The organism is Pseudomonadota bacterium, from assembly GCA_026388255.1.
Taxonomy (GTDB): Bacteria; Desulfobacterota; Syntrophorhabdia; order Syntrophorhabdales; family Syntrophorhabdaceae; genus JAPLKB01.
The window spans coordinates 1-23,230 of sequence record JAPLKC010000015.1 but is presented as its reverse complement, the minus strand read 5'-3'; the positions used below and the strand labels follow the sequence as shown (position 1 = coordinate 23,230).

General features: G+C 45.2%; 26 protein-coding genes and 1 pseudogene. 8 read left to right on the top strand and 19 right to left on the bottom strand.

Annotated elements, in window-relative coordinates; all coding sequences use genetic code 11:
• Positions 1-49: 49 nt before the first annotated feature.
• From NT178_01120 to NT178_01090, 7 genes are all read left to right on the top strand, one after another.
• Positions 50-361 (top strand): hypothetical protein, encoded by a 312-nt coding sequence (locus tag NT178_01120; protein ID MCX5811136.1) that lies wholly within the window; start codon positions 50-52, stop codon positions 359-361.
• A gap of 107 nt (positions 362-468) precedes the next feature.
• On the top strand, positions 469-1,659 hold the full coding sequence (locus NT178_01115) for a cyclopropane-fatty-acyl-phospholipid synthase (protein ID MCX5811135.1): 1,191 nt from the start codon (positions 469-471) through the stop codon (positions 1,657-1,659).
• A gap of 180 nt (positions 1,660-1,839) precedes the next feature.
• On the top strand, positions 1,840-2,586 hold the full coding sequence (locus NT178_01110) for a pyridoxine 5'-phosphate synthase (protein MCX5811134.1): 747 nt from the start codon (positions 1,840-1,842) through the stop codon (positions 2,584-2,586).
• Between the two features lie 41 nt (positions 2,587-2,627).
• Complete coding sequence (locus NT178_01105; protein ID MCX5811133.1) at positions 2,628-3,554, top strand: MBL fold metallo-hydrolase; 927 nt, start codon at positions 2,628-2,630, stop codon at positions 3,552-3,554.
• 300 nt (positions 3,555-3,854) lie between these two features.
• Positions 3,855-4,307 (top strand): PadR family transcriptional regulator, encoded by a 453-nt coding sequence (locus tag NT178_01100; GenBank protein ID MCX5811132.1) that lies wholly within the window; start codon positions 3,855-3,857, stop codon positions 4,305-4,307.
• 134 nt (positions 4,308-4,441) lie between these two features.
• The gene (locus NT178_01095; GenBank protein MCX5811131.1) at positions 4,442-7,111 is read left to right on the top strand and encodes a heavy metal translocating P-type ATPase; all 2,670 of its coding nucleotides are present in this window, start codon (positions 4,442-4,444) and stop codon (positions 7,109-7,111) included.
• 279 nt (positions 7,112-7,390) lie between these two features.
• The gene (locus NT178_01090) at positions 7,391-7,594 is read left to right on the top strand and encodes a hypothetical protein (protein MCX5811130.1); all 204 of its coding nucleotides are present in this window, start codon (positions 7,391-7,393) and stop codon (positions 7,592-7,594) included.
• Between the two features lie 313 nt (positions 7,595-7,907).
• Here NT178_01090 and NT178_01085 read toward each other — a convergent pair whose 3' ends face one another.
• The 3 genes from NT178_01085 to NT178_01075 form a co-directional block, all read right to left on the bottom strand.
• Positions 7,908-8,639 carry a formylmethanofuran dehydrogenase subunit E family protein gene (locus tag NT178_01085; GenBank protein MCX5811129.1) on the bottom strand — a complete coding sequence of 244 codons (732 nt, stop codon included), beginning with the start codon at positions 8,637-8,639 and terminating at the stop codon, positions 7,908-7,910.
• A 132-nt stretch (positions 8,640-8,771) separates the two neighbouring features.
• Complete coding sequence (locus NT178_01080; GenBank protein MCX5811128.1) at positions 8,772-9,119, bottom strand: C-GCAxxG-C-C family protein; 348 nt, start codon at positions 9,117-9,119, stop codon at positions 8,772-8,774.
• Positions 9,120-9,627: 508 nt separating this feature from the next.
• On the bottom strand, positions 9,628-10,347 hold the full coding sequence (locus tag NT178_01075; GenBank protein MCX5811127.1) for a cytochrome c biogenesis CcdA family protein: 720 nt from the start codon (positions 10,345-10,347) through the stop codon (positions 9,628-9,630).
• A 630-nt stretch (positions 10,348-10,977) separates the two neighbouring features.
• On the opposite strand from NT178_01075, the gene NT178_01070 reads away from it, so the two are divergent.
• Positions 10,978-11,313 carry a cupin domain-containing protein gene (locus NT178_01070; GenBank protein MCX5811126.1) on the top strand — a complete coding sequence of 112 codons (336 nt, stop codon included), beginning with the start codon at positions 10,978-10,980 and terminating at the stop codon, positions 11,311-11,313.
• Positions 11,314-11,546: 233 nt separating this feature from the next.
• Here the strand turns inward: NT178_01070 and NT178_01065 are convergent, their stop codons facing one another.
• From NT178_01065 to lpdA, 16 genes and pseudogenes are all read right to left on the bottom strand, one after another.
• Positions 11,547-11,717, bottom strand: coding sequence for a hypothetical protein (locus NT178_01065; protein MCX5811125.1), 171 nt, complete (start codon positions 11,715-11,717; stop codon positions 11,547-11,549).
• Between the two features lie 96 nt (positions 11,718-11,813).
• Positions 11,814-11,984, bottom strand: coding sequence for a hypothetical protein (locus NT178_01060; protein ID MCX5811124.1), 171 nt, complete (start codon positions 11,982-11,984; stop codon positions 11,814-11,816).
• Complete coding sequence (locus NT178_01055; GenBank protein MCX5811123.1) at positions 11,981-12,742, bottom strand: sulfite exporter TauE/SafE family protein; 762 nt, start codon at positions 12,740-12,742, stop codon at positions 11,981-11,983. Before NT178_01055 ends, NT178_01060 begins: the two co-directional genes overlap by 4 nt.
• 67 nt (positions 12,743-12,809) lie before the next feature.
• Complete coding sequence (locus NT178_01050; GenBank protein MCX5811122.1) at positions 12,810-13,427, bottom strand: FmdE family protein; 618 nt, start codon at positions 13,425-13,427, stop codon at positions 12,810-12,812.
• Positions 13,428-13,469: 42 nt separating this feature from the next.
• Positions 13,470-13,976, bottom strand: a complete 507-nt coding sequence (locus NT178_01045) for a metalloregulator ArsR/SmtB family transcription factor (GenBank protein MCX5811121.1) — start codon at positions 13,974-13,976, stop codon at positions 13,470-13,472.
• Positions 13,864-14,295: pseudogene (locus tag NT178_01040) on the bottom strand (DUF2703 domain-containing protein). The gene NT178_01045 and the pseudogene NT178_01040 overlap by 113 nt, the downstream one beginning before the upstream one ends.
• Positions 14,282-15,232 (bottom strand): permease, encoded by a 951-nt coding sequence (locus NT178_01035; GenBank protein ID MCX5811120.1) that lies wholly within the window; start codon positions 15,230-15,232, stop codon positions 14,282-14,284. The pseudogene NT178_01040 and the gene NT178_01035 overlap by 14 nt, the downstream one beginning before the upstream one ends.
• A gap of 445 nt (positions 15,233-15,677) precedes the next feature.
• Positions 15,678-16,940, bottom strand: coding sequence for a radical SAM protein (locus NT178_01030; GenBank protein MCX5811119.1), 1,263 nt, complete (start codon positions 16,938-16,940; stop codon positions 15,678-15,680).
• A gap of 152 nt (positions 16,941-17,092) precedes the next feature.
• Positions 17,093-17,794 (bottom strand): cytochrome C biogenesis protein, encoded by a 702-nt coding sequence (locus NT178_01025; protein ID MCX5811118.1) that lies wholly within the window; start codon positions 17,792-17,794, stop codon positions 17,093-17,095.
• 13 nt (positions 17,795-17,807) lie between these two features.
• Positions 17,808-18,293: a thioredoxin family protein gene (locus tag NT178_01020; protein ID MCX5811117.1), complete on the bottom strand. Its 486-nt coding sequence runs from the start codon at positions 18,291-18,293 to the stop codon at positions 17,808-17,810.
• A 142-nt stretch (positions 18,294-18,435) separates the two neighbouring features.
• On the bottom strand, positions 18,436-19,119 hold the full coding sequence (locus tag NT178_01015; protein MCX5811116.1) for a tetrahydromethanopterin S-methyltransferase subunit A: 684 nt from the start codon (positions 19,117-19,119) through the stop codon (positions 18,436-18,438).
• Entirely contained in the window at positions 19,113-19,613 is a 501-nt protein-coding gene (locus tag NT178_01010; protein ID MCX5811115.1) for a hypothetical protein, read from the bottom strand. The genes NT178_01015 and NT178_01010 overlap by 7 nt, the downstream gene beginning before the upstream one ends.
• A 62-nt stretch (positions 19,614-19,675) precedes the next feature.
• Positions 19,676-20,110, bottom strand: coding sequence for an arsenate reductase ArsC (locus tag NT178_01005; protein ID MCX5811114.1), 435 nt, complete (start codon positions 20,108-20,110; stop codon positions 19,676-19,678).
• Positions 20,111-20,125: 15 nt separating this feature from the next.
• Positions 20,126-20,926 (bottom strand): biotin/lipoate A/B protein ligase family protein, encoded by an 801-nt coding sequence (locus NT178_01000; GenBank protein ID MCX5811113.1) that lies wholly within the window; start codon positions 20,924-20,926, stop codon positions 20,126-20,128.
• Complete coding sequence (lipA, locus tag NT178_00995) at positions 20,901-21,818, bottom strand: lipoyl synthase (protein MCX5811112.1); 918 nt, start codon at positions 21,816-21,818, stop codon at positions 20,901-20,903. The genes NT178_01000 and lipA overlap by 26 nt, the downstream gene beginning before the upstream one ends.
• Before the next feature lie 34 nt (positions 21,819-21,852).
• On the bottom strand, positions 21,853-23,230 hold a 1,378-nt coding region (gene lpdA, locus NT178_00990; GenBank protein MCX5811111.1), incomplete at its 5' end, for a dihydrolipoyl dehydrogenase.

Genomic DNA, 23,230 nt, shown 5'->3' with positions numbered 1-23,230 from the left:
GGCTGACAATATTTGGATAGGAATAAATTTTTTAATTGGGAGGCATATTATGTCAGCGCAAATAGGTGAAGTGACATGTCCATGCATGATGACAGGGATAGAGGAGTGTCGACAGCTCGTTTTTCCCGATGGCGGTCAGATTAGAGTAAAGGGGCTGGACAGGATCTTTGAAATTGCTTATTGGGAAGGGAAAATGCCGGATAATTCTGTTGCCTATGAACTGATAGAGCAACTCTCAAAAGAGAACTACATCCCTTCGAGTGAACAAGCACGTTTAGAATATACAACCGTAGTGCTTAGAGAATATAGAAAGTTTTTTGAGAAGAAAGAACAGAACAAAGCCGTGCAACCTCCAAAATGAGGCAGACTTTAAACACTGAGGAATACAGGATGAGAAAAAGCTAAATATCCCGGTCACAACGGTATAGACAACAGCTTAAGGGTTTGCAAATGTATCAGGAGGTGCTTATGAAGAAAATCCTTCAAAAACTGTTAAAAGAATTGAGTAGCAACATACCTGGAATATCCTTTGAGGTGAGGTTTTGGGATGGTGAGGCTGAAATGTATGGGAACGGTGTCCCTGTTTTTGTACTCACATTCAACACCAAAGCTGCGGCAAAAAACATATTGAGCAAAGGCACACTTGGGTTCGGGGAAGAATATACCGCCGGCAATATTGATGTGGAGGGCGACATCCAGCAACTTATCTGTCTTGGTATTGACCCCGACTTTCAGAATATGGAGCTTTCCTTGAAAACAAGGGCGGCTGTCTTCCTTCACCATATTTCCTCTCTAAATACACTGAAGAAATCACCTGGAAACATTGCCCACCACTATGACTTGGGAAATGATTTTTATAAGCAGTACCTTGACGAAAGTATGACATATTCCTGCGCCTATTTCAGAACCGATAAGGATACCCTCGAACAGGCACAGCAACAAAAATACGAGCATATCTGCCGGAAACTCCAGCTAAAAGAAGGAGAAACACTTATAGACATCGGATGCGGGTGGGGCGGTATGCTTCTCTATGCAGCTCATCACCACGGTGTAAAAAGCGTGGGGTGTACCCTTTCCCGTCATCAGACTGAATATGCCAGAAATGTGGTGGCGGAAGAAGGCTTAGAAAATGAAATCACAATTCTCCGTGAAGATTATAGGAACATTAAAGGCCAATTTGACAAGTTTGTTTCTATTGGCATGTTTGAGCATGTCGGAAAAGGTTTTATCCCCACCTTTATGGAAAAGACGAGGAGTCTCTTGAAACCTGGCGGCATAGGACTCCTTCATACTATAGGCAAAGAGAGCAATACTCCAGGTGATCCATGGACCAAGAAATATATTTTTCCAGGTAGTTACATTCCAGCACTTGATCTTGTGATTGGTGCTATGGGAAGAAAGGGGATCGTCCCTATTGATATTGAAAGCCTCCGTCTCCATTATGCCAAGACCCTCGACGAATGGGGAAAACGGTTTGAGGTTAATGTACAGAAGATCGAAGAGATGTTCGACAAAAGGTTCGCCCGTATGTGGCGTATGTTCCTCAACGGGAGTGCCGCAGCTTTCCGGTGGGGTGACATACGGCTTTATCAGATACTGTTTACCAATGGATTAAATAATTCGCTGCCGATGACGCGAGAGTACCTCTACGGTGCTTAGATCTCGACAGAATACGGTTTTGATAATTTTATAGACATCGGGAGATTTTTTCGAAAAATGGAATAAGAATTATATCGAAAGTTTTTTCTACCGACGCGGCAATTAAAGAGGACGTGGTGTGGGCAGCATCAATTTATCGGATACTATGTTCATAAAAATATTAAATAATGGAGAGATTTTATGCCGGGTGGAGAAGTTGCCTACAGGGGACATTTTTTCTTATTATTCGTAAATATTGATCATATCGCAACTCTTAGAGAAGCCCGGAGAGGCAATGAGTCTGATCCTGCTGAATATGCAGTAATGTGTGAAAAAGGCGGTTGTGACGGCATTATGGTTAGCTTACGTAAGGACAGGCGTTATATGCAAGACGGGGATATCTTTGCCATAAAAGATGTGATACGTGGGAAATTGAATCTTGAGGTAGCTCTCTCGGGTGAAATGTTTGATATTGCACTAAAAATAAAGCCGAATAAGATTATTGTCATTCCTGAAAATAGGGAAGAAATAACTGCAGAAGTCGTGCTTGATGTCAAAACAAATATGCTCAAAATTAAAGATACTGTTAAGTTATTTCATGATCAGAACATACTGGTATCTCTTTTGGTTGAACCCGATATAGAAATAGTTGAGCTTTCGAAAGAATGCGGCGCTGATTTTATAGAGATCCATACCGGTAAATATTGCAATACCATAGATAAAACTGATATTGATAAGGAAATTGACAGGATATATACTGCGGCGGATCATGCTGTAAAAGTTGGAATAAAGGTTGGCGCCGGACACGGGCTCACTTACAAAAATATTATGCCTGTTTTATATGCCAGGGCATTGGAGGAAGTAAACATCGGACATTCTATAATTTTAAGATCTCTTTCTGTCGGGTTGTCAAAGGCAGTTGAAGAAATGATAGATATATTGGATTAGCGGGCTAAAACCATTTGATAGATCATATTCATTTACTTAGTATGTCAACTCCATTTCCTGTAGGCAATATTAATGTATACTTCATTGAAGGCGTAATCCCCACCCTTATAGACACCCCTCCTAAGGGGAATATTTATACTAACGAGCTGCAGGCAGCATTGAAGAACAAAGGGTATTCAATCAGGGATATCAAAAGAATTATCATCACGCACCCTCATTTTGACCATTTTGGAGCAGCCGCTGAGATTGTTAGATTAAGCAAGGCAGAAGTCTGGGTTTCAAGGGGAGGCGGACAATATCTTGAGGATTTCGATGCCGAGCTCCTGAGGGATTTAGAATATTATACGGAGATCCTGAAATGGATTGTTGCTCCGGGTGACCATCGTACTTATCTCGATTTTCTATACACCTGGGGCCGTATGTACGGCTGTTCCGTGCCTGTCTCTCGCCTTTTGAATGACGGTGATGAAATCGAGCTTGGATCAATACCATTTATTGTCAGAGCGGTACCTGGACACACCCCGTGGTGCATAATGTTGTACTCACAAGATCACTTATCAGCTTTCACCGGAGATTTCCTTCTCAACCAAATCAGCTCAAACGCTTTGATCCAGAGACCTTCCACTATGTTACAGGGGTACAAGAGCCTGAAGGTTTATCTGGCCTCTCTTCATAAGGTAAAACAGATGGCTATCCAAACGGCTCTGCCAGGCCACGGCGCAATCATCTTGGATGTTGCCGGCAGAATTGATGAAATCACTCACTTCATCCAGCAACGAAAGGAACTGGTTCGCAATATTCTTGATCAGGGTCCTCTCAGGCCATTCTCAATCGTAAAGACACTCTTCCCGGATTTACTGCAGGATCAGCTCTTCCTGGGCATATCTGAGGTCATCGGTCACTTGGAGCTCCTGGAAAGCGAAGGTTCTGCGCTACAAGTGGATGAAGGATACTGGGTGGGCTTATAAAAAATACTCGTGTGTATTGACAGTAAGATATCAAAAGGCACTCGTGATTCAATATTGTGATTATCCGTTTTAATCAAAATTTAAATACAATTATCCTTGCAACTTATTTTTATTGCAAATAATATCTTGTTCTTTTAAAAGCAACATATGAATTTAACCTACAATTTCTTACTAAAAATGAAAAGTTGATTTACTAAAAAAGGTTTGACAAGATATATCCATTATGATAGATATCAATATAATGACATTCATTATAACTTTAATCACTATAATTGTAGTATCTATATAGGAGGTCTTCTTATGGAGCTTACTGATTTAAATTATTGGAAATCGTTGATCAACATAGGCCTTACAAAAGTTCTTGTTTTGAAAGTCTTATCCAAGGGGCCTAACCACGGTTACGGTGTATTGAAAGAACTGGAATCTATTACCAGTGGTTGTTGTATACCTACATTTGGGACTATCTATCCAATCCTCAAGGAACTGGCTAAGCATGGTTATGCAGAAGTCGCCGACGATAAGCAGCTTAAGGGCGCACAGAAAAGGCGGGTCTATACCCTGACGCCCTTAGGAATTGAGGCATATGAGGTGGCACTTGAGGCGTGGCGGTCTACAATACCTTACATTTACAAAGCAATTGAGAATGATGATCTTTTTTTAATAGAAGATATAAAAATGCGTCTTGCCGGGGCCGAATCCTGTGCCTGCCCTGTTACCAAGAATGTCAATTCTTCCCAAGGCAAAGCTGTATGAGACTGTCTATCTTATTTGCCATGGGTGTTGAATAATTTGCTTATTTGACAAATTAACCTCAGGGCGAATTTCGTATGTTTTGAACGAATAGTGATTTGAAAAAGCCCGGCAAAGGCGAAAATGGAGGGTCTGGCATGAATAATTATAAGGATGAACAAGGGATCGAAACAGTAACATTTCAGATTGAAGGAATGGAGTGCGGCTGTGAATCTACTCTCATCGAACGAAAGATAAGGGCGCTGGCTGGGGTCCAGGGGTATGAAATCAACCCTATTACCCACCAACTTCGGGTCTCCTATGACTCCGGAACAACTACGATTCAGGATATTATCCGGTCAGTCTCGGAAACGGGCATGAAAGCCTCGCTGGAAAAGAGCCAAAGTCAGCGCAGCACGTGGTGGCGTGAGAAGCAGCAGCTTGCCTTGTACGGATGCGGTTTTCTTGCCCTAATCGCCTTTATATTGTCAAAGGCAGGGGTATTGCCCCTTGTTTACAACGGGATTTACGTGCTCTCTGTCCTGACCGGTGTTTATTACCCTGCCCGTAAGGCCCTGATTGCCCTTGTAAATTTTACGCCAACGATCCATCTTCTTATGCTCATAGGTTCAGGCGGCGCCATGGCACTCGGCCTATGGGGTGAATCGGCTGTGCTGATCTTTGTTTACTCGCTCGGCGATGTTCTCGAATCTTATGCCGTGGACAAAGCCCGCGGCGCTCTTCGCTCGCTCACGGAACTTATGCCAAGAGAAGCGCTTGTACGTACGAACAATGGAGAAGAGATGCGTCAAATTGAACAGATTGTGGTTGGGGACGTCGTTGTCGTAAGACCGGGAGAACGCATACCTGTCGATGGTCATGTAGTAAAAGGTTCGTCATATGTGGACCAGTCGGCTGTTACCGGCGAACCCATTCCGGTACTTCGTGAGACCGGGGGTGTGGTCTTTGCCGGAACCATCAACCAGAATGGATCGCTTGAAGTGGAGGTGGAGAAACCTGCGTCAGAGTCAATGCTTTCAAAAATCATCTATTCGGTTGAAGAAGCACAAGCCAAAAAGGGCAAGCTTCAAAGATTTTCGGATGCTTTCGGAGTTTATTATACCCCTGCCATGTTCGCCCTTGGAATACTGGTCGCTATTGTTCCGCCCTTATTTATGGGAGCCGAGTGGCTGCCTTTTATTTACCGGGGTCTGGTTGTTTTTGTAGTTTCCTGCTCCTGCGGTCTCGCTCTCTCGGTCCCTGTGGCCATTGTAGCTGCCATGGCAAAGGCGGCCCACCATGGGGCAGTCTTTAAAGGCGGTTCTTACCTTGAAATTGTCGACCGGGTCAAGGTTATTGCCTTTGATAAGACCGGCACCTTAACAATAGGACGCCCGGAAGTCACGGATGTTGTGCCCTTCGGTGGAGCAAGAGAGCAGGATGTGCTTGAGCTTGCAGGCGCCATTGAGTCTCGATCCGGACATCCCCTCGCAGCCGCAATCGTACGGAAGGCAAGAGAGAATGGTGTATTCTCCGGGGATACAGTAGATGGCTTCCAAGAGAATGTTGGGCGAGGTGTGTCTGCTACAGTCCGAGGACAGTCCTGCGTAATCGGCAGCCCTCGTTGCCACATGGAACAAGGCATAACAATCCGAGAAGCAGAGGAAGCTGTTGCTCGACTTGAGGATGAAGGGAAGACTGTTGTATTACTCAGTGCAGACGGTTACCTGAGAGGCCTCATCGCAATTGCTGACACTGTGCGACCTGGAGCAGAGGACGCTCTGCAACGGCTTAGACATGCCGGAGTCAGAACAGCGATGCTCACCGGGGACAACGAGCGTAGCGCAAGCGCTATCGCCCATCGGGTTGGCGTAGACGAATATGATGCCCAGCTAATGCCTACAGACAAAGTCGATGTGATTCGTAAACTCCGTGAAAGATACGGAATGGTGGCCATGGTCGGCGACGGCATAAATGATGCACCGGCAATGGCAGTCGCAGATGTGGGCATTGCTATGGGAGCAGCAGGAACAGATATCGCTATTGAAGCGGGCGATGTCGTGCTGATGTCTGACGACCTTGCAAAGTTAGCCTTTGTACGTGAGCTCTCCAGCCGTGTGGTAAAGACAATCCGACAGAATATTGTGGTTTCCCTGCTGAACGTTGCTTTTATGGTAATCATGGCACTGCTCGGGCATCTCGGATTAGTCACAGGTCTGCTGCTCAACGAGGCAAGCGCGCTTTTCGTTATCATCAACGCCCTGCGTTTATTGAAGTGGCGGAGTTCTGCATTGCCGGTACTTGAGGAACAGGCAGCTTTTCAGCAAGCAAATATGCAAATGGAGGAACAAAAAATTATGGTTGCTACGCCTCTTAAGATGTTTGAATCTGCCTGTTGTTGCGGTGAGCCCACTCCTGGAGTATCAATTCCTGTCATAAACGATGCAAGCGCTGAATGTTGCTGTGATAGTCAAGAACACGCTAAGAAGATATCCTTTCCTGTTTTTCCTATGGCTGCTACACAAGTATCTTGTTGTTCCGGTGTGGAGGTAGTCAATAATATATCTGCAACAACTACAGACAACAATGAATCAAAAGTACCGGATGGTCTGAACCTCTTAGCGTTCAAGATTGAAGGACTTGGCTGCTCCTGCGAGGGGCAGATTGTCGAGAAGCGAGTTAAGGCCCTGCAAGGTGTTAAAACCTTCAGTTTCAACCCTATCACCAACCAGATGAAGCTCACCTACGACCCGTTGGCTTTATCCGTGCAGGACATTCAAATGGCAGTGAAGAAAGCGGGAGCAAAGGCGGTTCTGACTTCGAAATAAATTCCACGGAGTTCAAGGAAGTCTTGCTGTATAGTGCCTACGACAGTTGTGCCGGCCCTCGTTCTGTGGTTAATGTTTTCATCGTTATTATTGCAGCAGAATTTTTGGTCAGATGTTTGGTATAATAATGACAGCGCCTGCCCGGAAATATACATGGTTTGTCTGTCCGACAAGGCGATTAGGGCGGTAAAAACGGGATGAGTAGGGGGGTGCTGAATCCCCCCAAAACCAACAGTTAGTTGGCACATATTGAAATTTATCGATGACACAGAGGCTGGCGTGTTTGGTCTGGATGAAATTATGGCCGAACTTTATTCTGGAGGCAGATTGGCAAACGATGAGACTGCCGAAGAGATTATGACAAGATTGGAAGCTATGAAGAACTACATTCCCTCGTCTGAACGCGCCCATAAAGATTATGCCTATGTACTGCTGAAGGAGTACCGGAAGTACGTTAAGGATCAAGCCGACAAGAACAGGTGATACGATGCCTTTGATACTGTTGAGAGACGGCATCCATAATTTCTACGTAACATCTCCTGTGAAAAATGTCTTTAGTGAAGGATAAATGCGAGATTTGAATGAGAAACGGGTTGTTCGAGCATCTTTTTTAGGAAGCCCCTGGTGTGAGAACAGGGGAGGAGAAATATCTCGACTGAATTGGCAGAATAGGCAATAGTGGTAACGTCAATGCAAAAGCCGGCAGGATATCCCCCCCTCTTTCCCCATCTTTAATCAAACACATGAGTGTTGTGTGCGACAAACCTCCGTGCCTACTTTCGCGGCATGGTTTTATTTACAATATCCCCTCTGTTGCCAAACATATCGACAGCAACGAAACGGTAACCAGACAAGGGTTGATTTCAAGCAGTTCGGAACTCTGTGTATTTAGAAGTTTCTTGCTTAATGCATCTGCCATTGCTTCAACAGTATCAATATCCCCTGCACTGACCGGCTTCCCTTCGGCTCTAAGTTTTCTGATCTTGCCCTCGAGTTCTGCCTGTTCCGTGGGGAACACTCCTGGTTTGAGATGCACCGAGTAAGTTTCGCCAGTTGATATTTTTTGTATAATGAAACCATCGCCAATGGTACTGTCAATCCTCAATGTCTGGAAATTGGTCCTGGCGCCAGTCATATACATAACAGTATCAACCCAGCAAGGCCCATTTTTGGAAACTGCCCGCAAATCCGTTCTGTCAACCGTTCCGTTGGGGAAGAGTTTGCCAAGGACAGCCCTTATTTCAACAAAAGCTATAAACAGTCCGTCGCACATATGACCATGAAAGCGAGTGACATCCTTTAAACCTACCGCTTTTGTTTTCAGTGAATATCTGCCAAGAGCACTGTCGGTATCCAGCACTGTTATGGGCGTGTTATATTTTGCACTTGCCGCCCAGCTTGGATAGAACCAGTCCGGCGAATTGTCAGGCTTTCCATTTCCTGTTTCTCCATTGCAAACATTCGAAGAAAATAAAAAAACCATACACACAAAGATAACCAACCAAATTAATGTTTTACATTTCTTCACTTCTTATTCCTCCTTTTAAAAATTGTTACTGTGTTTCCTATTTTTGCCTTCCTTGTCAATCATGTGGGCAAGGCGCTCTGCGACATCGCCGGTAAAGGAGACGCACTGGTCAACATGATCCGGGGAGCCGAACTAAAGGCCGTGAATCAAGACTCGGCAACATGTGCTCCGCTTTTCGGATTTAAACCAATCATGTAATTCCTGGGCTTTCCCCAAAACCAGTGGTGCTTCATCACCTGGATTGGATCTCCCGTAAACCATGCCTAAGACCATAATGCCAGCGGCGAGAGCACCGCAGGTACAACCGCCAACTCCGATAGCACCCATACCGACAGGGAAACCAGAGGCCAGCCGCACAGCTTCCCTTGGAAGCGGGTTGCCCAGTGCCTCGTTAAATGTATAAAGAATTGCCTCAGAGCAAAGGAACTGCCCGCTACGATATAGAACTTCCGCCTTATGTCGTAAAACGAGAGCATCCATACTACCCTCCTTTATTCTTCAAGGCGGAAATATCCCTTTTAAAAAACGCTATTCGTACACTCCTCGTGTTAGGGAATCCTGTTTTTGAAGCAATGTTGTGATTCTAAAAATGACTGCCCCTGAAATAACATTGCGCCATCAGAAGACATAAAAAACGGACGGTTTTTTCTGACATTGTGTTTCCCTCCTCTTTACATTATTACGCCTATTCCAGCCACAGGACGGCTGATGCTACTATGTAATAATTAAAAAAACCGCTGCCAGCATGAGCCGGAGCGGCCAAGAGGGAAATAAGTATTTACACAATTACGGTGAGGCTCTTTTGACCAATGCCGACCAATACTGATAAAACCATGAACGCCAACTGGCACTCATTGTTGCGCATCATCAAAGTGAATGGTATGGCATTGCATCTCCTTTATTATTGAGTTTATCTGCTGATATAACATAGAGTTTTGTTTGGTGCAACAAAAACATTGTCATATGTATTTCTTGGTGGGGTTTGCCTCTATTTTATCCACGAAAATAAACTGTTAGAAAAGATGGTTAGTACACTGTAATAATTGGTCAACAATAGCAGACCGACAATAATAAGAATCACACCCAGTATTTTCATGGAATATCGGGTCATAAAATGGAATTTTTGTAGAAGTCGGAATAGCTTATGGAAAAATATTGCAGAAATAAAAAAGGGTATTGCCAGTCCCAGGGAATACAGGCTCAGCAGATAGGCGCCTTCGGCCATTTCCTGGGAAGCATTTGCCATGATAAGAATCGAAGATAGAACGGGTCCCACGCACGGCGTCCAACCCACTGAAAAGGTAGCTCCAACAATGAATGAGCCAAAAAGACCCAAAGGTTTTTGTTTGAGGTGGACCACTCTTTCCCGGTTCAAGAATGGTATTTTTATGATATTCAGCAAATGCATTCCCATCACCATCAAGATCAACCCGCCGAAACGAGTGATATATGTATGGTAACTTGAGAAAAATTTGCCGAGTAGGGATGAGCTAAGTCCGAGGGATACAAACACAAAGGAAAATCCAAAGATAAAAGACAGGGTGTGAACGATAACAACTTTTCTGTATTTTCGGAATTCAACCTCATTGTAGCCATCAAAGGTTATCCCGCTGATGAAAACAAGATAAGACGGAATAATGGGCAGGATACAGGGGCTGAAAAATGAAAACACTCCAGATATTAGAGCTACAGTGTGGCTCATATGCATATCTTTACAAACCTCCTTGGGAACCTACACATCCTCACGTTAGTGCCATAATTGCAGGTTCATCTGCAAGGTTGGCGAGTTCGTCAGGACTGCTGTTCTTTCAAACAAAATCATATCCACCCGTATAAGGGTCACCACAGAAAACGGACCGGAAAGTATGCTACGGAATATTTATCTTAAATTTCCGGAAGTTAACACTTCATCAGATTAAAACCTTCTATTACAAGCAAAACACCCATATAGCTCAATGATTTTACACCAGATTGACAACTTAATGTACTTTATAATCCGAATTCTGTGGTGATCCCATCCTGAAATCAATAAACAAATAAACCTTTCCAAACTGTCGAATGCGGTATAAAGGTTGTATAACGGCAAAAAAAGCCAAGAACAACTTCTAAGGAACCTGCTATTTTGAACTACGCTTGCACTTCCTCACAATACCGCCAGCAAAATATTGGGGATCTGTAGACGCCACCACAACAATTCTTTCTGCAATAAGAGTCTGACCCGAGGGTAAGATAACCCTTGGGGGGTGGTTCATACCCCAACAAACAATAAATCAATTTGACTTAAGTCAACTGCAATGCTTATGTTTTGTGTTATAAAAGATCAAAAAGGAGAAATGACATGACCGAGAACTTTACCCAGATAGTGGATTTAACCGCCGTATTGAAACTTAAAGAAATTGCTGGCTATCAGGATCACTCCGTCGTTAGCCGGGAAATCATCCGAAAGCCCTCAGGAACGATGACCGTCTTCGCTTTCGACAAGGGAGAAGGTCTCAGTGAACATACAGCACCTTTTGATGCGGCGGTTTATCTGCTGGAAGGCGAAGCTGAGATTCGTATTGACGGTAAACCATATTCGGTCAAAGAAGGAGAAATGATCATTATGCCGGCAAACAAGCCGCACGCGCTGAAAGCCGTAACCCGCTATAAAATGCTGCTGATGATGCTCAAATAAGACAAAAGAACAAGGAGGTCCCAGTGGATAAAGAGTCTATTATAGAAAAAGTAAAAAAACATGCAAACAGGCCCTAAAAATATCTGCAGAGGAAGGTATTTCTTCGAAAGATCTGGGTGCTCTTTTGAACGAACACAAGATCAAAGTAGCCAACTGCCAACTGGGCTGCTTTCCGTAAAGGATTACATATTCGTGTCACAATTGTTTAGGGACTATTGTCGAGGAGGCTTACGCTAAGCTTCAAAGGCACGCACTAAATGTCCCCTTTTTTCTTTCTCCAACTGGGGTTTAAGGCATTCCTTCAGAAAAAACATTGCTTCCTCACGATCTTCATCGAGGAGAACCCTCGTCAAACGAAGTACATCTTCCGGTGAAAGCTTTATTACAATTTCTTTAATTGACATAGTTTTTATACCTCAATCTTATAATAAGGGATAGCACTCATTTCTTTTTCCTGATCAGTGATTATGATTATACTCTGTTATGGGTACAAGCCGTTGTCAGGGTTTGTGAAAGAGCACTCGATTTGGAGGGTGCCGTGGCCGATACCATTTTCTCTCAGTATCGCTTAAGAGGGCAAGGCTGTTGCTTAAATACCCGCCAATCACCTCTCCTGCCAGGATAAGAACCGTTACAAGAAAGGTGCCGGCAAGACGTTTTTCCCCGCTCATATTCGTAATAAACTCCACAACATTTTTGCGGCAATCGCGTAGAGCACGAAGCCGATTATTCTTTTCACGTGCTTGGCCTCAAGCTTCCTATGCATGAGCCAAGAGCCAACAAGGGCGCCCGCTATTGAACCAACAGCAGAGAAGGCAAGAAGATTCCAGTTGATGTTGCCAAGAGCTGCGTGACCGAAAAATCCACTTAACGACGCGAAAACAACAATGAAGGCGGTTGTCGCTGAGGCATTTTTAGGGTCAAAACCCAGCCATATGAGTGCGGGAACAATGAAATTCCCTCCCCCGACCCCGAGTAGACCTCCGAGATAGCCTGCACCAATGCCGAGACCGATGCCCGTCTTCAATTCTTTGCCTGACGAACTCCCCCTATCTCTCTTCTTTTTTGGTGTATAGAACAACATCATAGACCCCGCAAATATAAGAAAAAAGATGAAAATCAAGATAAGTGCATTTTTAGGGAAATATCTCGTCGAGTACGCCCCGAGGGGAGAGAAAAACACGGCCAGAATGATAATCGGCATGGCGGTCTTGAAGTTCACGAGCTTGTACCGGATGTAGTTGACAGAAGCGAAACTCATGCTGATAGCATTCAAGAGAAGAGCTATAGCCATTGCCTCGGTGAGGGGAACCCCGAGCCAGTAGAATGTTGGGATAATGATAAAGGCCGCTCCCACCCCGGCAACAGTGAGCACTGTGGTAAAGAGAAAGACAATGAGAGATGCAAGTAAAATGGTCGTAATTTCCATATTAACGTGTTCCGCGAGGGCAGGGATTTTTCCCCTCCCTCTTTCAATATACGGCTGATTTCTCCCTTCAGGCCTTTCTTTCTTGTTCTATACAGGGAACACAGAGGAGTCTGCCATCAGGACTTTCTGACAGTTTATTTACGAATGTTGCTTCACCGCACTGTGCACAGAGCTTCACCTCAAAACTCGTGGCACCCTTCTTCAGGTCTTTCTGAAAGATCTCACTGATGACAAGAAACTCCGATTCAGGGAGGCTCAGTACCCGTTCAACCTGCGGGTTCGTTATTTCTGGGGGGATATCCTGAGGGGGTATACCTTCCTTCCGTTTCTGCACAAAAGGTGATTGGACCATCTTCACAACGAACTCGGGCTTGAGAGAGACCCGCACTGCCTTGCCGGTTTTTACGTCTATCAAGGTGAATGCCATCTTGTTGTAGAAGAGTTTCTTTATATTGCCCTTGCCATAGGTAGCTCCCGTAGCAACCATCACACCATCGAGAAAACAACCAGCAGCATGGCCTTCACCAGTCTCGGACTCTACAACAAGCTCCTTGTCCTGCGCTCTCTTGACACCAAGGACCTTCATGGCAGCAAGCCCTGCCCGTAAACCCATGGGCATGGCCGGGCATTTGTGTCCGTGAAACACCAACGCAACTTCAAGGTAATCATTTAATTCTTTCATCATAAACCTCCTTTTACCCTTTTTGCTATTATTGTACTCACTGCTTCATCCCTTGCAGCATTTGGCCTTATAGTCGCTCATTGGGAGAATATTTCCTTCTTCATCTTTATTTTGTAGGAACGCTTCAAGTCGCGCTCTGTCTTCTTCAACATCTTTTTCAGAAATCTTCTCAGACACAGATAAAAGCAGAAACCTTTTGAACATTTCCGATTCATCGAGGTTGTAGTGTACCCACTTGCCTTGTTTTCTGTCCCTGAGGAGACCGGCATTTTTTAGCACACCGAGGTGGAACGATACTTTTGGTTGAATCATACCGAGAGCGGCACAAATATCGCAAACGCAGAGTTCACCATGTTCGAGAAGTTTAATAATCCTGAGCCTCGTCTCATCCGAAAGGGACTTGAATAGCCTAACCACATCATCCATATTTTCCCTCCCCTTATTCGCAACCCCGTAAAGGGGCTTCAATATTGTCTCCAAAAGCCTCCCGGTAAATAGCTTCTCTAAGCATTTCCTCCGGAAGACTGTCGTAAATTTTGCCTTTATATACATAGGAATTACAATCAGTTTCTGTCCCTATGAGTTCCGAGCAGGATGGGCAGGACGTTAAGACTCTCTGCCTCTCTCAAAGGATGTCCATAATGTCTCTGCCGTTTATCCTTACTGTATTTGACAGGGCAAGTCTGTCCTCGCCTAAGGAGTATTCTTTCAGTTCAACTTCAAGGCCGGCATTGTGGAATTTGAATTCATTAACAACCTTCCGAACAACCTCAGTGCTGTCCCCGCACCTGCAACAGGTATTGCCTTCCTTTTCGTAGCGAAACCATTCAACAATGATTTCTTTCACCTTTTCACTCCTACATGATGGCATTAAAGAGATACCCGACGCCTATAATGGTGATCGCCATAATCCCCACAAATACGGCCAACAATTTAACCTTCAGAACCTTCCTTAAGATGATCATTTCAGGCAAAGAAAGGGCGGTTACAGCCATCATAAAGGCCAGCACTGTACCCAGGGCTAATCCTTTGCTCATGAGGGCATAGACTATCGGGATTACACCGGCTGCATTAGAATATAAGGGGATACCCACCAGAACTGCTATGGGTACTGCAAACCAGTTGCCTTTGCCGGCGATGCCGGCGAGGAAGTCCTGCGGAACATAACCATGAATAAAACCTCCTATGCCGATGGCTATAAGCACATAAAGCCAGACCTTGACAAGGATATCTTTTGTATTGTAGCGAGCATATTCTATTCTTTCGGCAAAGGTTTGTGCAACGACCTGCATGTTTTCACCTACATGCATCTTGTATACATATTCTTCCACCCATCTCTCAAGCTTAAGCTTTCCTATGACATATCCGCCTATAATTGCAACTAAAAGGCCGGTGCCGATATAAATAGCCGTTATTTTCCATCCGAAGAGACCCCATAGAAGTACAATGGCCACCTCATTGACCATGGGTGATGAGATGAGAAAAGAAAAGGTAACGCCAAGCGGAACACCGCCTTCAATGAAGCCAATAAATAGCGGTACCGCAGAGCAGGAACAGAATGGGGTTACAACCCCGAGAAGGGCAGCGAAGATATTACCTATAAATTCTTTTTTATGTGACAATATTTTTCTCGTCTTCTCCGGAGGGAAATAACTCCGGATAAAAGAGATGGTAAATATGATAACGGCAAGGAGGATAAATATCTTGATTGTATCATAGATAAAGAACTCTAATGCACCTGAGAGTTGTGCTCCCTTTGAGAGTTTGAAAAGATCATACACAACATATTTTGAAAAATCACCGAGCATTGAACACCTCACTATATATAAACTATATTTTATATATTATATGTGGCCTGTGCTCTTTTGTCAAGTTGGAGAGTAAGAGTATTCAGATAGTTGTGTATATCATATAAAATCCATTGATTATCACAAGGATGCCGCAGACCTTTTCTACGATCGTTGGCCCCTGGACTGTTCGTTCCAGTTGAAATACTGCTGGACTAATCCCGCGAATGTTCCCATTATTACAATAATCAAGCAGTGTCCGGCTGTGTACGATAAAGGCAGGAATATGCCGTACCAGATCTGTGTTCCGGCATGCTGCGAGGATCATCGCCAACGATGAACTGATTAACAAGATACTAATTCCTCTAATCAAAATAATACGTCAAATATTTTGCATAATTGCAGCCAATTTTTAATCAACACAAATTGCCGCATTTGATTTTAATATCATCAAAAACAAAAGCAATTAAGGACACTGGACAATTCCTTGTGCCCAAAGACAGCCTCCGCAGGTAGGAAAGGGATTGCCGTAACAATCCTCTTCATTATTTTCCCATAAGTCACATCCTCCGCAAATGGTACATGGAGGAAACTCGAATTGTTGCAACCTCTCACGAAGGGCTACATATGTCTGCATACCCCAGAGTTCCTTAAAATCACGTTCTGCTGCATTACCCACGATGTACTTCCTTGAAAAATGCATCCGCTGATTCAGAAAATGCGTTTGGTTGTACATTAAGGGTAGACAGGGACTGACGTTACCTTCCCAGTTTATTGCTGTCGCGCTTCTTTCAATAAAGGGGCACCTGTTCGATGCCTCCCATGTGTTGCTGCCGGCCCACGAAATGCAATGGGCATCACCTGCAGAAGTACTGAGAAAGGAGCTGATGTTGTCTGTATCAATTCTTGGGAGTCTTATTTGAAAGTTTGAAAAGCGTGAAATGTTGCCGGTGACTGCGCCTGAATACAGAATTTCATCAGACATTTCAGGTGAATACGGCAGGATGTTTGTTATGAGACACTTAATGGCTCCCAGCCGCTCACTCAGGCGTACGACTTCCGGAAGATCTGCAATATTCCGTTTCATGGCTACAAATACAATCCCTATTTCTGGTTTTTCAGGGTGGGAGAAACGCCAAAAATCAGTAAAACAGGCGTCACGGAATGTCTCTATGTTGGAGATGACATTTGGAAGCGCAGCACCTAAGCGAACATCTCCATAGCTTTCAGGTCTTGCCCCATCGATGGACACCCATAGCCCGTCAAGACCTGCCTTGATCAATTGATGGGACATCTCTTTCGTCAGGAGCGTTCCGTTGGTTATTAATTCAACCCGAGCACCGATTGATTTCATCATGGCTATCATATCCACAATATGTGGATGGGAAAGCGGTTCTCCGAAACCGCCGAAAAAAACGGACGGGACCGGGGAAAAGCTGCGAGCAGCATCAACGATCCGAGTAAATGTGCTTGAGTCCATCAGCCCAAGGTGCTCTGTCCATCCGTTGCGGATACATGTCTTGCACTCCAGATTGCATATATTTGTCGGTTCAATGTATATTCTGGCAAGGTGTGCCACCGGTGGATGGATATACAGTCCATCCAATCTATTCTCAAGTTGAAAGGATTCCCCAGGTTTCAAACCATAAGCCTCCGCAAGCTCATGAGGAACTGTCAGGCACCTTTTGTCAGTCAGGCGTACCTTAACATAGTTCCTTTTTACTTCCATTGTTTCGCTCCTCTAAAATGGTATTACTTTGTTTAAATAGATTCTTATTCAAGTTAATGTCAAGCCAAAGATAAGTTTCTTTGATCTTCAATTGTCAATAAAGCTATTATTCTTTTAACAAAAAAAGTCTTTTACTGTCTTGACTCATAAAACTACAATGTTGTGTAGATCATATAAAATCCGCCGATTATTACAAGGACGCCGCAAACCCTTTTTATGATCATTGGCCCTTTGGATTGTTCATTCCAGTCGAGGTATTGTTGCACCAACTCTGTAAATGTTCCGGCTATCACAATAATTGAGCAATGGCCCACGGCGTAGGATAAAAGCAGGATTGTGCCGTACCAGATCTGCGTTCCGGCAAGCTGAAAGGTAATACTCAGCATGGGGGCCATATAGGCGAAGGTGCAGGGACCGAGGGCAACACCGAAGATCAGACCGAGGATAAAGGAAGCGAGTATGCCTTTGCGCTTGATGCCGATGTTTCCAGGGCCTGACCAGGGCATAGGGATAATGTCGAAGAGGTGAAGTCCCACAAGGAAAAATACTCCTGCAACAAAGTAATTACCATATCTGCCCACGTCTCCCATCATACGGCCTGCCATAGCAGTAAACAGTCCTATGACGGCGATACTCACCATAAGTCCTGATGAAAAAAGTAAAGAAATATAAAAAGCCCGCTTTGTTGATATACGTCCCTGTTCATCGATAAATCCCACAATAAGAGGTATACTCGATAAGTGGCAAGGACTTAAGACCAGACTGAGGACGCCCCAGAGGAATGACGCCCCGATTGCAAATGCAGGTGTTCCGGAAACAGCATCGTTGAGAGTTATAAAGAGCTTTTCAATCATAATCGACGTCTTCTTACTTCGTCTTCTTTTGCTCAGGATTCCTAAGTTCTACACCAAGTTTTTTAAATGATTGCAATATCTGTTCCTTTGAGATAAACCCCATATGCCGGCCAAGTTCTTTTCCAGAGGCGTCATAGAAAATCTGTGTAGGGATTCCTCGAATTCCATATTTTTGCCCGGCATTCGGATTTTTCCACACATCGACAAACTCAACGTCAAGGATACCGGCATATTCCTTCTTCATTTCTTCCAATATCGGCGCCATAGCGATACATGGAATACACTTATCAGCACCAACATCGATAAGACGGGGAACCTTTTTTGGAGATGTAGCGGCGGTATCTTTTTGGGGAACATTTGTCTTCGTCTCTGCTGCCCACACTTCCTGGATGTCCGAAAATAATGAGCGAGACACAGGGTTTGCTACAAAAAGCAGGCCTATCACAACGATTGCTGTTACAGCAAATAATTTCATATTAAAAATCTTTTTCGAATGCATGTACTCCTCCTGAGTTAAAATTTTCAGTATATCAAGCGTAAATCCTGTCTCTGGTCAAAGAAGGGTTTGCCAGTGCTTTGTTCCCTCCAGCCGCTGTCTGCATGGTAATCCTTCCATAATATCTAAATACGTTTTCCGTATCTTATTCTCCAACTTTCTTTGTCCTTGATTTCAATTTTTCGATGAGTTCCTTTGCTTTTCTAAGGGCTTCCTGCTCGTTTTCATCCTCCGGCTCAGCCCAGGGTTGATTGATACGCCAGGTAATTTTCCCACTTAAGGAAGGTTCAGAAAAGGCACCCGGGTCATAGAGGGAATAACCACGGAAATCTACAGGATTTTCTTGATAACAGGTCCACACAGCTTGCCTGATAACTTCCGGGTCACCTTCAAACTGGATGTTAATGAGGGTTAACTGGCTACGGAACCGCTCAATGAAATTCAACGGGACATTAAAAAGAGTTGCGTGCGATGCTTCCGTCCCTATGATACGTTTCTTATCATCCACACCGTTCTCAAAAAGTGCTTTTAGGGCCTCTCCTGTCAGATGTCCTGCTGATTCCGGTCCTCCAAGGATAAGGTAGCGAATATTTGGATTTGCTACAATATTGCAGATCATTTTTTCAAAACCAATATTTGGCGTCTGGACAGTGCCGGAGAGGGCAGCTCCGCTCTCTGCCCCTGCCCTGACGAGTGATTCTATCTCACGAGGAATCTTGTCTGCGTCACAGTTCAGAATGATGGCAACAGCAACAGGCGAGAAGTCGTTTCCCCTTATATAACGGCCTTCTTCAAGTGGGTAATCAGGATGGGGGGCAACCTTCAGCATATCTCTGTGGTTCTCAAGGTATAAACCGGAGATAGCGAGCCCTCAAAAAAGAGAGCAAAACCGGCAAACCCCACTATTAATGAAACAATCACCAACGCCTTGTTCATCAATGAAAAATTGGCGGCAAAGAGAAGGAATATACAGACGCTGAAGGCAAGACAGAAGGGACAGTATGTGTTTTTTACAATTTGCCAGCCGGTAAGGAAAAACTCCACACCAACAGCGGCTGATATCAGGACGGTCCTGAAATGCACAGCTATTTGAGCCAATGATCCCCGTAAAGAGAATGTGCTTGTAAACAGTGCAATCATGTAGATAACCCCTACCCATTTCAGGTCTATCCCCATAAGTGTTCCCTTCAGATAAGAACAGGAGGTGTCACAATACTCGTAGACAAACATGAGTGTGATCCCTATAAGTGGGAGAACTATATTGAGGATCTTTGTGATCATGTTGTTGCCCGCAATTTTCATGTCCTTACACAATATATTCATACAAGACTCTCAGTGTTATAATCTCAATTATTTTCAAACTTCTTTTCTTATGTTGAAATTTGTTACATTATTTCTTTAACCCATTTTTCAATACTGTCCTTTATGACGTCTCTTACCTTTCTCGTTTTCTCCAGTCTTTCTTCATAGCTTCCCGTAAAAGACGAAGGGTCTTCAAAGCTCCAGTGGATTGTCTGTGTGACAAGCCCTGGAAAAACGGGGCACATTTCACTGCTTGCCGCATCGCAAACAGTAAAGACATAAGAATAAAGCTTTCCTTCTTTATAGAAGTCGAAGACACTTTTTGTTTTATTGCCCGATATGTCTATACCTTCCTCTTTCATAACTTCTACTGCAAGGGGGTTTAACGTGCCAGGTTCAAGCCCGGCGCTTTCAGCGATAAACCTGTCACCATATAGGTGATTGAGAAACGCCTCTGCCATCTGACTGCGGGCACTGTTATGGACACAAACAAATAATACCCTTTTCTTATCTGCCATATAATCCTCCATTTACTAATTGTTAAGCGGCAACCCTTTCACGGAAATCGGTCGATACTTATCTGTAAGACTATGAGCTGTCTTTACTTCATCGTCAGTTAAACAATCGGGCAGTAACTCTATTTCTAATACCTGAGCAAAACCCTCGGCAACAGCATGGGCAACCTCCTCTGCGTCGATGGAGTGCCCCAATATATTCTCAAGGCAGGTAATTTTCTGGCCGAGCATCTCGTTGCTTCTTGTTTCCCCATTCTCAAAGATACTATTAAGGATTTCTACTTGTGGGCTAAGCAGAATGGAACCATGTTGTAGAATTGATGATCCAATTCTCTTTTGTGCACTACCGACAAATTTTCTCCCGTTGAAAACAACGTCCGCGCCTGTAGATAGGGCAAAACATGCATCAGGACCGCCCATACTGGACCGCTCGGAACCAGGATCAGCTTCTATGCCGAGCATACTAAATGCGGCAAGGAGCCCTCTGCAAAGATAGCGGTACGACGCAGACACACCGACAGGTATTTCACTGGCGCTTGATATTATTATGCTATAGGTAAGATCCCCAAGGTGGAGTACAGCACGACCTCCCGTTATCCTCCGCACCGGGACGATGCCCAAACGTTTCAACTCATCAAACCGTATACCGCCGGTTTTTTGGAAATAGCCGAGAGAAAGCGCAGGCGGCGACCAAGTATAGAGTCTCAGAATGGGAAGACTGCTTTGTTCATTGTGCACGTGCACAAGTGCTTCGTCTACCGCCATGTTCCATGCCGGATCACCCGGCCCGTCTTTAATGAGCCGCCACTGTTGCAACATCTGCTGCGACCTCCTTGTAATTTACACCGGCATGATAGGAACTCCGCACAAGAGATCCCGCTGCCACATGTGCAAATCCCATGTGTCGGGCAATATCCTCCAGGTGCGCAAACTCTTCGGGTGAAATAAAGCGTCTCACCTGGTAATGGCGCAGGGAAGGTGCGAGGTACTGACCAATGGTAAGCATGGTCACTCCTGCTTCCCGCAGGTCCCTCATCAGAACAAAAATCTCTTCGTCTTCCTCTCCAAGGCCAACCATGAAACCACTCTTGACGAATGTCCCCATTTTCGTCTCTTCTGCTGCATATGAAAGACTCCGTAGCGAACGTTGATAATCAGCAGCCGGGCGGACAATCGGATAGAGGCGCTCCACGGTTTCCATGTTGTGAGCAACTATATCCGGGGCAACATCAAGTACAGTCTGCAAAGCGGAACTCGAACCCTGAAAATCAGGTAAAAGCACCTCTACGGATACCGGCGGTGTTATGGAGTGGAGGGCTTGGATAACCACGGCGAACTTTCCTGCACCACCGTCCGGCAGGTCATCTCTGGTGACTGATGTTATTACCGCATGGGTAAGGCCCATTTCCTGTACCGATTCTCTTATCCGGTCTGCTTCGTTGTTATCGACTTTTTCCGGGCTACCGCTCTTTACCGCACAAAATGAGCAGTTTCTGGTGCAGATGGCCCCGAGGATCATAAAAGTGGCTGTTCCGAGAGAAAAACAGTGTGGCCTATTGGGACAACGTGCGCTGTCACAGACCGTGTTGAGCTGATGGCGAAGAAGAATATTCCTGGTTTCCTGCCCGAGGGAAGACTGTTGCCCCAGCTTTGCCTGGCGTACAAGCTGTATCAGCCATGCCGGCGCTATTAGCGGATACTGTTCATTCATGCTCATTTCCTTGTGTCCTGTCTGTGGCCACGGCTCATGCCTTCGTATTATCCGGCATAATGTGGATTGCCTGTCCGCATGCTGCTTGGGCGGTTTCGAGCACCGCCTCAGAAAGACTGGGGTGCGTATGTATAGTTTTAACGATACCTTGAACCGGGATATTGTTTTTCATAGCCAGAGCGATCTCGGCAATGAGATCTGCTGCATGCTCGCCGATCACATGACCGCCAAGAAGCTGTCCGGTCTCTTTTTCAACGATGAGTTTTACCTGGCCTTCCCAGTCACCCATAGCCTGGGCCATACCAAGCGATTTCAGAGGGAAGGCAAAGCATTCAACAGCAAAAGATGCGCGAGCCTCCTCTTCGGACATGCCGACAGCCCCATATTCAGGTGTACTGAAGACGCAGCGGGGGATTACCCGGTAATCCATGATGGATTCCTTGCCGGCAGCATTTTCCGCGGCAGCAATCCCTTCTGCAAAAGCAACATGAGCGAGCAGCCATCCTCCTTTCACATCACCGGCAGCGTAAATTCCCGGCACCTTTGTTTCCATGTGTGCGTTCACCTTCAGAGGCCCTTTGGGATCGATCCCAACATTCTCAATGCCGATTCCCTCGACATTAGGAAGCCTGCCCGTGGTAATTAGCACCGCATCCGAAGACAGAGATCGTCCGTCAGAGAGCATGACACATATACCCGGTTCTGTCTCCAGACCGGTAATGGTTATACCTGTAAGTATTTGCACACGTCTGTGTTTGAGCATCCTTGTCAAATATGCAACCATCTCTGCATCTTCTCGAGGCAATATCCGCGCTTCCATCTCGACAATTGTCACCCTGCTGCCCAGACCGGCTAATATGGAAGCCATTTCCACCCCAACAGCGCCGCCGCCTATTATTATAAGAGAGGCAGGGAGAGAACGCAGATCGAGGATGCCATCAGTACTGAGAATGCCGGGAGTACCCGACAGAAAAGGTTCCGGCCAGAAGGGGCGTGAACCTGTGGCAATGACAATTTTTCTGGCCTGCAGCAAACTCGTGCCGTCATCCGACTCGACCTTCACTTCTGATGACGAAATCAATTGTCCATGACCTTCAATCAGTGTGATGCCATTTGCCCGAAATAGCTGAGTTACACCGTTTCTCAACAGGCCTACGATCTTGTCCTTGCGGTCAATTATGGCTCCCATGTCAAATCCGATATCGTCAGCGTGCAGCCCATACTCTTTGGCTCTTCGCATATGCTCCAGCACGCTTACTGATGCTTTGATTGTCTTTGTGGGAATGCAGCCCCGGTTGAGGCAGACGCCGCCCAGGTCACGTGATTCAACCACGGCTGTGCGAAGGCCGAGTTGAGCTGCCCGGATTGCCCCCTGGTAACCTGCGGGTCCTCCGCCCAGAAATAAGATATCG

Excerpts from the sequence above, each read along its gene's own strand:
- NT178_01005 (MCX5811114.1), bottom strand. The coding sequence starts at position 20,110 with ATGGCAGATAAGAAAAGGGTATTATTTGTTTGTGTCCATAACAGTGCC.
- NT178_01070 (MCX5811126.1), top strand. The coding sequence starts at position 10,978 with ATGACCGAGAACTTTACCCAGATAGTGGATTTAACCGCCGTATTGAAA.
- NT178_01105 (MCX5811133.1), top strand. The coding sequence starts at position 2,628 with ATGTCAACTCCATTTCCTGTAGGCAATATTAATGTATACTTCATTGAA.
- NT178_01080 (MCX5811128.1), bottom strand. The coding sequence starts at position 9,119 with ATGGATGCTCTCGTTTTACGACATAAGGCGGAAGTTCTATATCGTAGC.
- NT178_01020 (MCX5811117.1), bottom strand. The coding sequence starts at position 18,293 with ATGCATTCGAAAAAGATTTTTAATATGAAATTATTTGCTGTAACAGCA.
- NT178_01075 (MCX5811127.1), bottom strand. The coding sequence starts at position 10,347 with ATGCATATGAGCCACACTGTAGCTCTAATATCTGGAGTGTTTTCATTT.
- NT178_01115 (MCX5811135.1), top strand. The coding sequence starts at position 469 with ATGAAGAAAATCCTTCAAAAACTGTTAAAAGAATTGAGTAGCAACATA.
- NT178_01010 (MCX5811115.1), bottom strand. The coding sequence starts at position 19,613 with ATGAATATATTGTGTAAGGACATGAAAATTGCGGGCAACAACATGATC.
- NT178_01110 (MCX5811134.1), top strand. The coding sequence starts at position 1,840 with ATGCCGGGTGGAGAAGTTGCCTACAGGGGACATTTTTTCTTATTATTC.
- NT178_01045 (MCX5811121.1), bottom strand. The coding sequence starts at position 13,976 with ATGTATATAAAGGCAAAATTTACGACAGTCTTCCGGAGGAAATGCTTA.
- NT178_01095 (MCX5811131.1), top strand. The coding sequence starts at position 4,442 with ATGAATAATTATAAGGATGAACAAGGGATCGAAACAGTAACATTTCAG.
- NT178_01120 (MCX5811136.1), top strand. The coding sequence starts at position 50 with ATGTCAGCGCAAATAGGTGAAGTGACATGTCCATGCATGATGACAGGG.
- NT178_01030 (MCX5811119.1), bottom strand. The coding sequence starts at position 16,940 with ATGGAAGTAAAAAGGAACTATGTTAAGGTACGCCTGACTGACAAAAGG.
- NT178_01000 (MCX5811113.1), bottom strand. The coding sequence starts at position 20,926 with ATGTTGCAACAGTGGCGGCTCATTAAAGACGGGCCGGGTGATCCGGCA.
- NT178_01050 (MCX5811122.1), bottom strand. The coding sequence starts at position 13,427 with ATGATGAAAGAATTAAATGATTACCTTGAAGTTGCGTTGGTGTTTCAC.
- NT178_01055 (MCX5811123.1), bottom strand. The coding sequence starts at position 12,742 with ATGGAAATTACGACCATTTTACTTGCATCTCTCATTGTCTTTCTCTTT.
- NT178_01015 (MCX5811116.1), bottom strand. The coding sequence starts at position 19,119 with ATGCTGAAGGTTGCCCCCCATCCTGATTACCCACTTGAAGAAGGCCGT.
- NT178_01065 (MCX5811125.1), bottom strand. The coding sequence starts at position 11,717 with ATGTCAATTAAAGAAATTGTAATAAAGCTTTCACCGGAAGATGTACTT.
- lipA (MCX5811112.1), bottom strand. The coding sequence starts at position 21,818 with ATGAATGAACAGTATCCGCTAATAGCGCCGGCATGGCTGATACAGCTT.
- NT178_01025 (MCX5811118.1), bottom strand. The coding sequence starts at position 17,794 with ATGATTGAAAAGCTCTTTATAACTCTCAACGATGCTGTTTCCGGAACA.
- NT178_01060 (MCX5811124.1), bottom strand. The coding sequence starts at position 11,984 with ATGAGCGGGGAAAAACGTCTTGCCGGCACCTTTCTTGTAACGGTTCTT.
- NT178_01035 (MCX5811120.1), bottom strand. The coding sequence starts at position 15,232 with ATGCTCGGTGATTTTTCAAAATATGTTGTGTATGATCTTTTCAAACTC.
- NT178_01100 (MCX5811132.1), top strand. The coding sequence starts at position 3,855 with ATGGAGCTTACTGATTTAAATTATTGGAAATCGTTGATCAACATAGGC.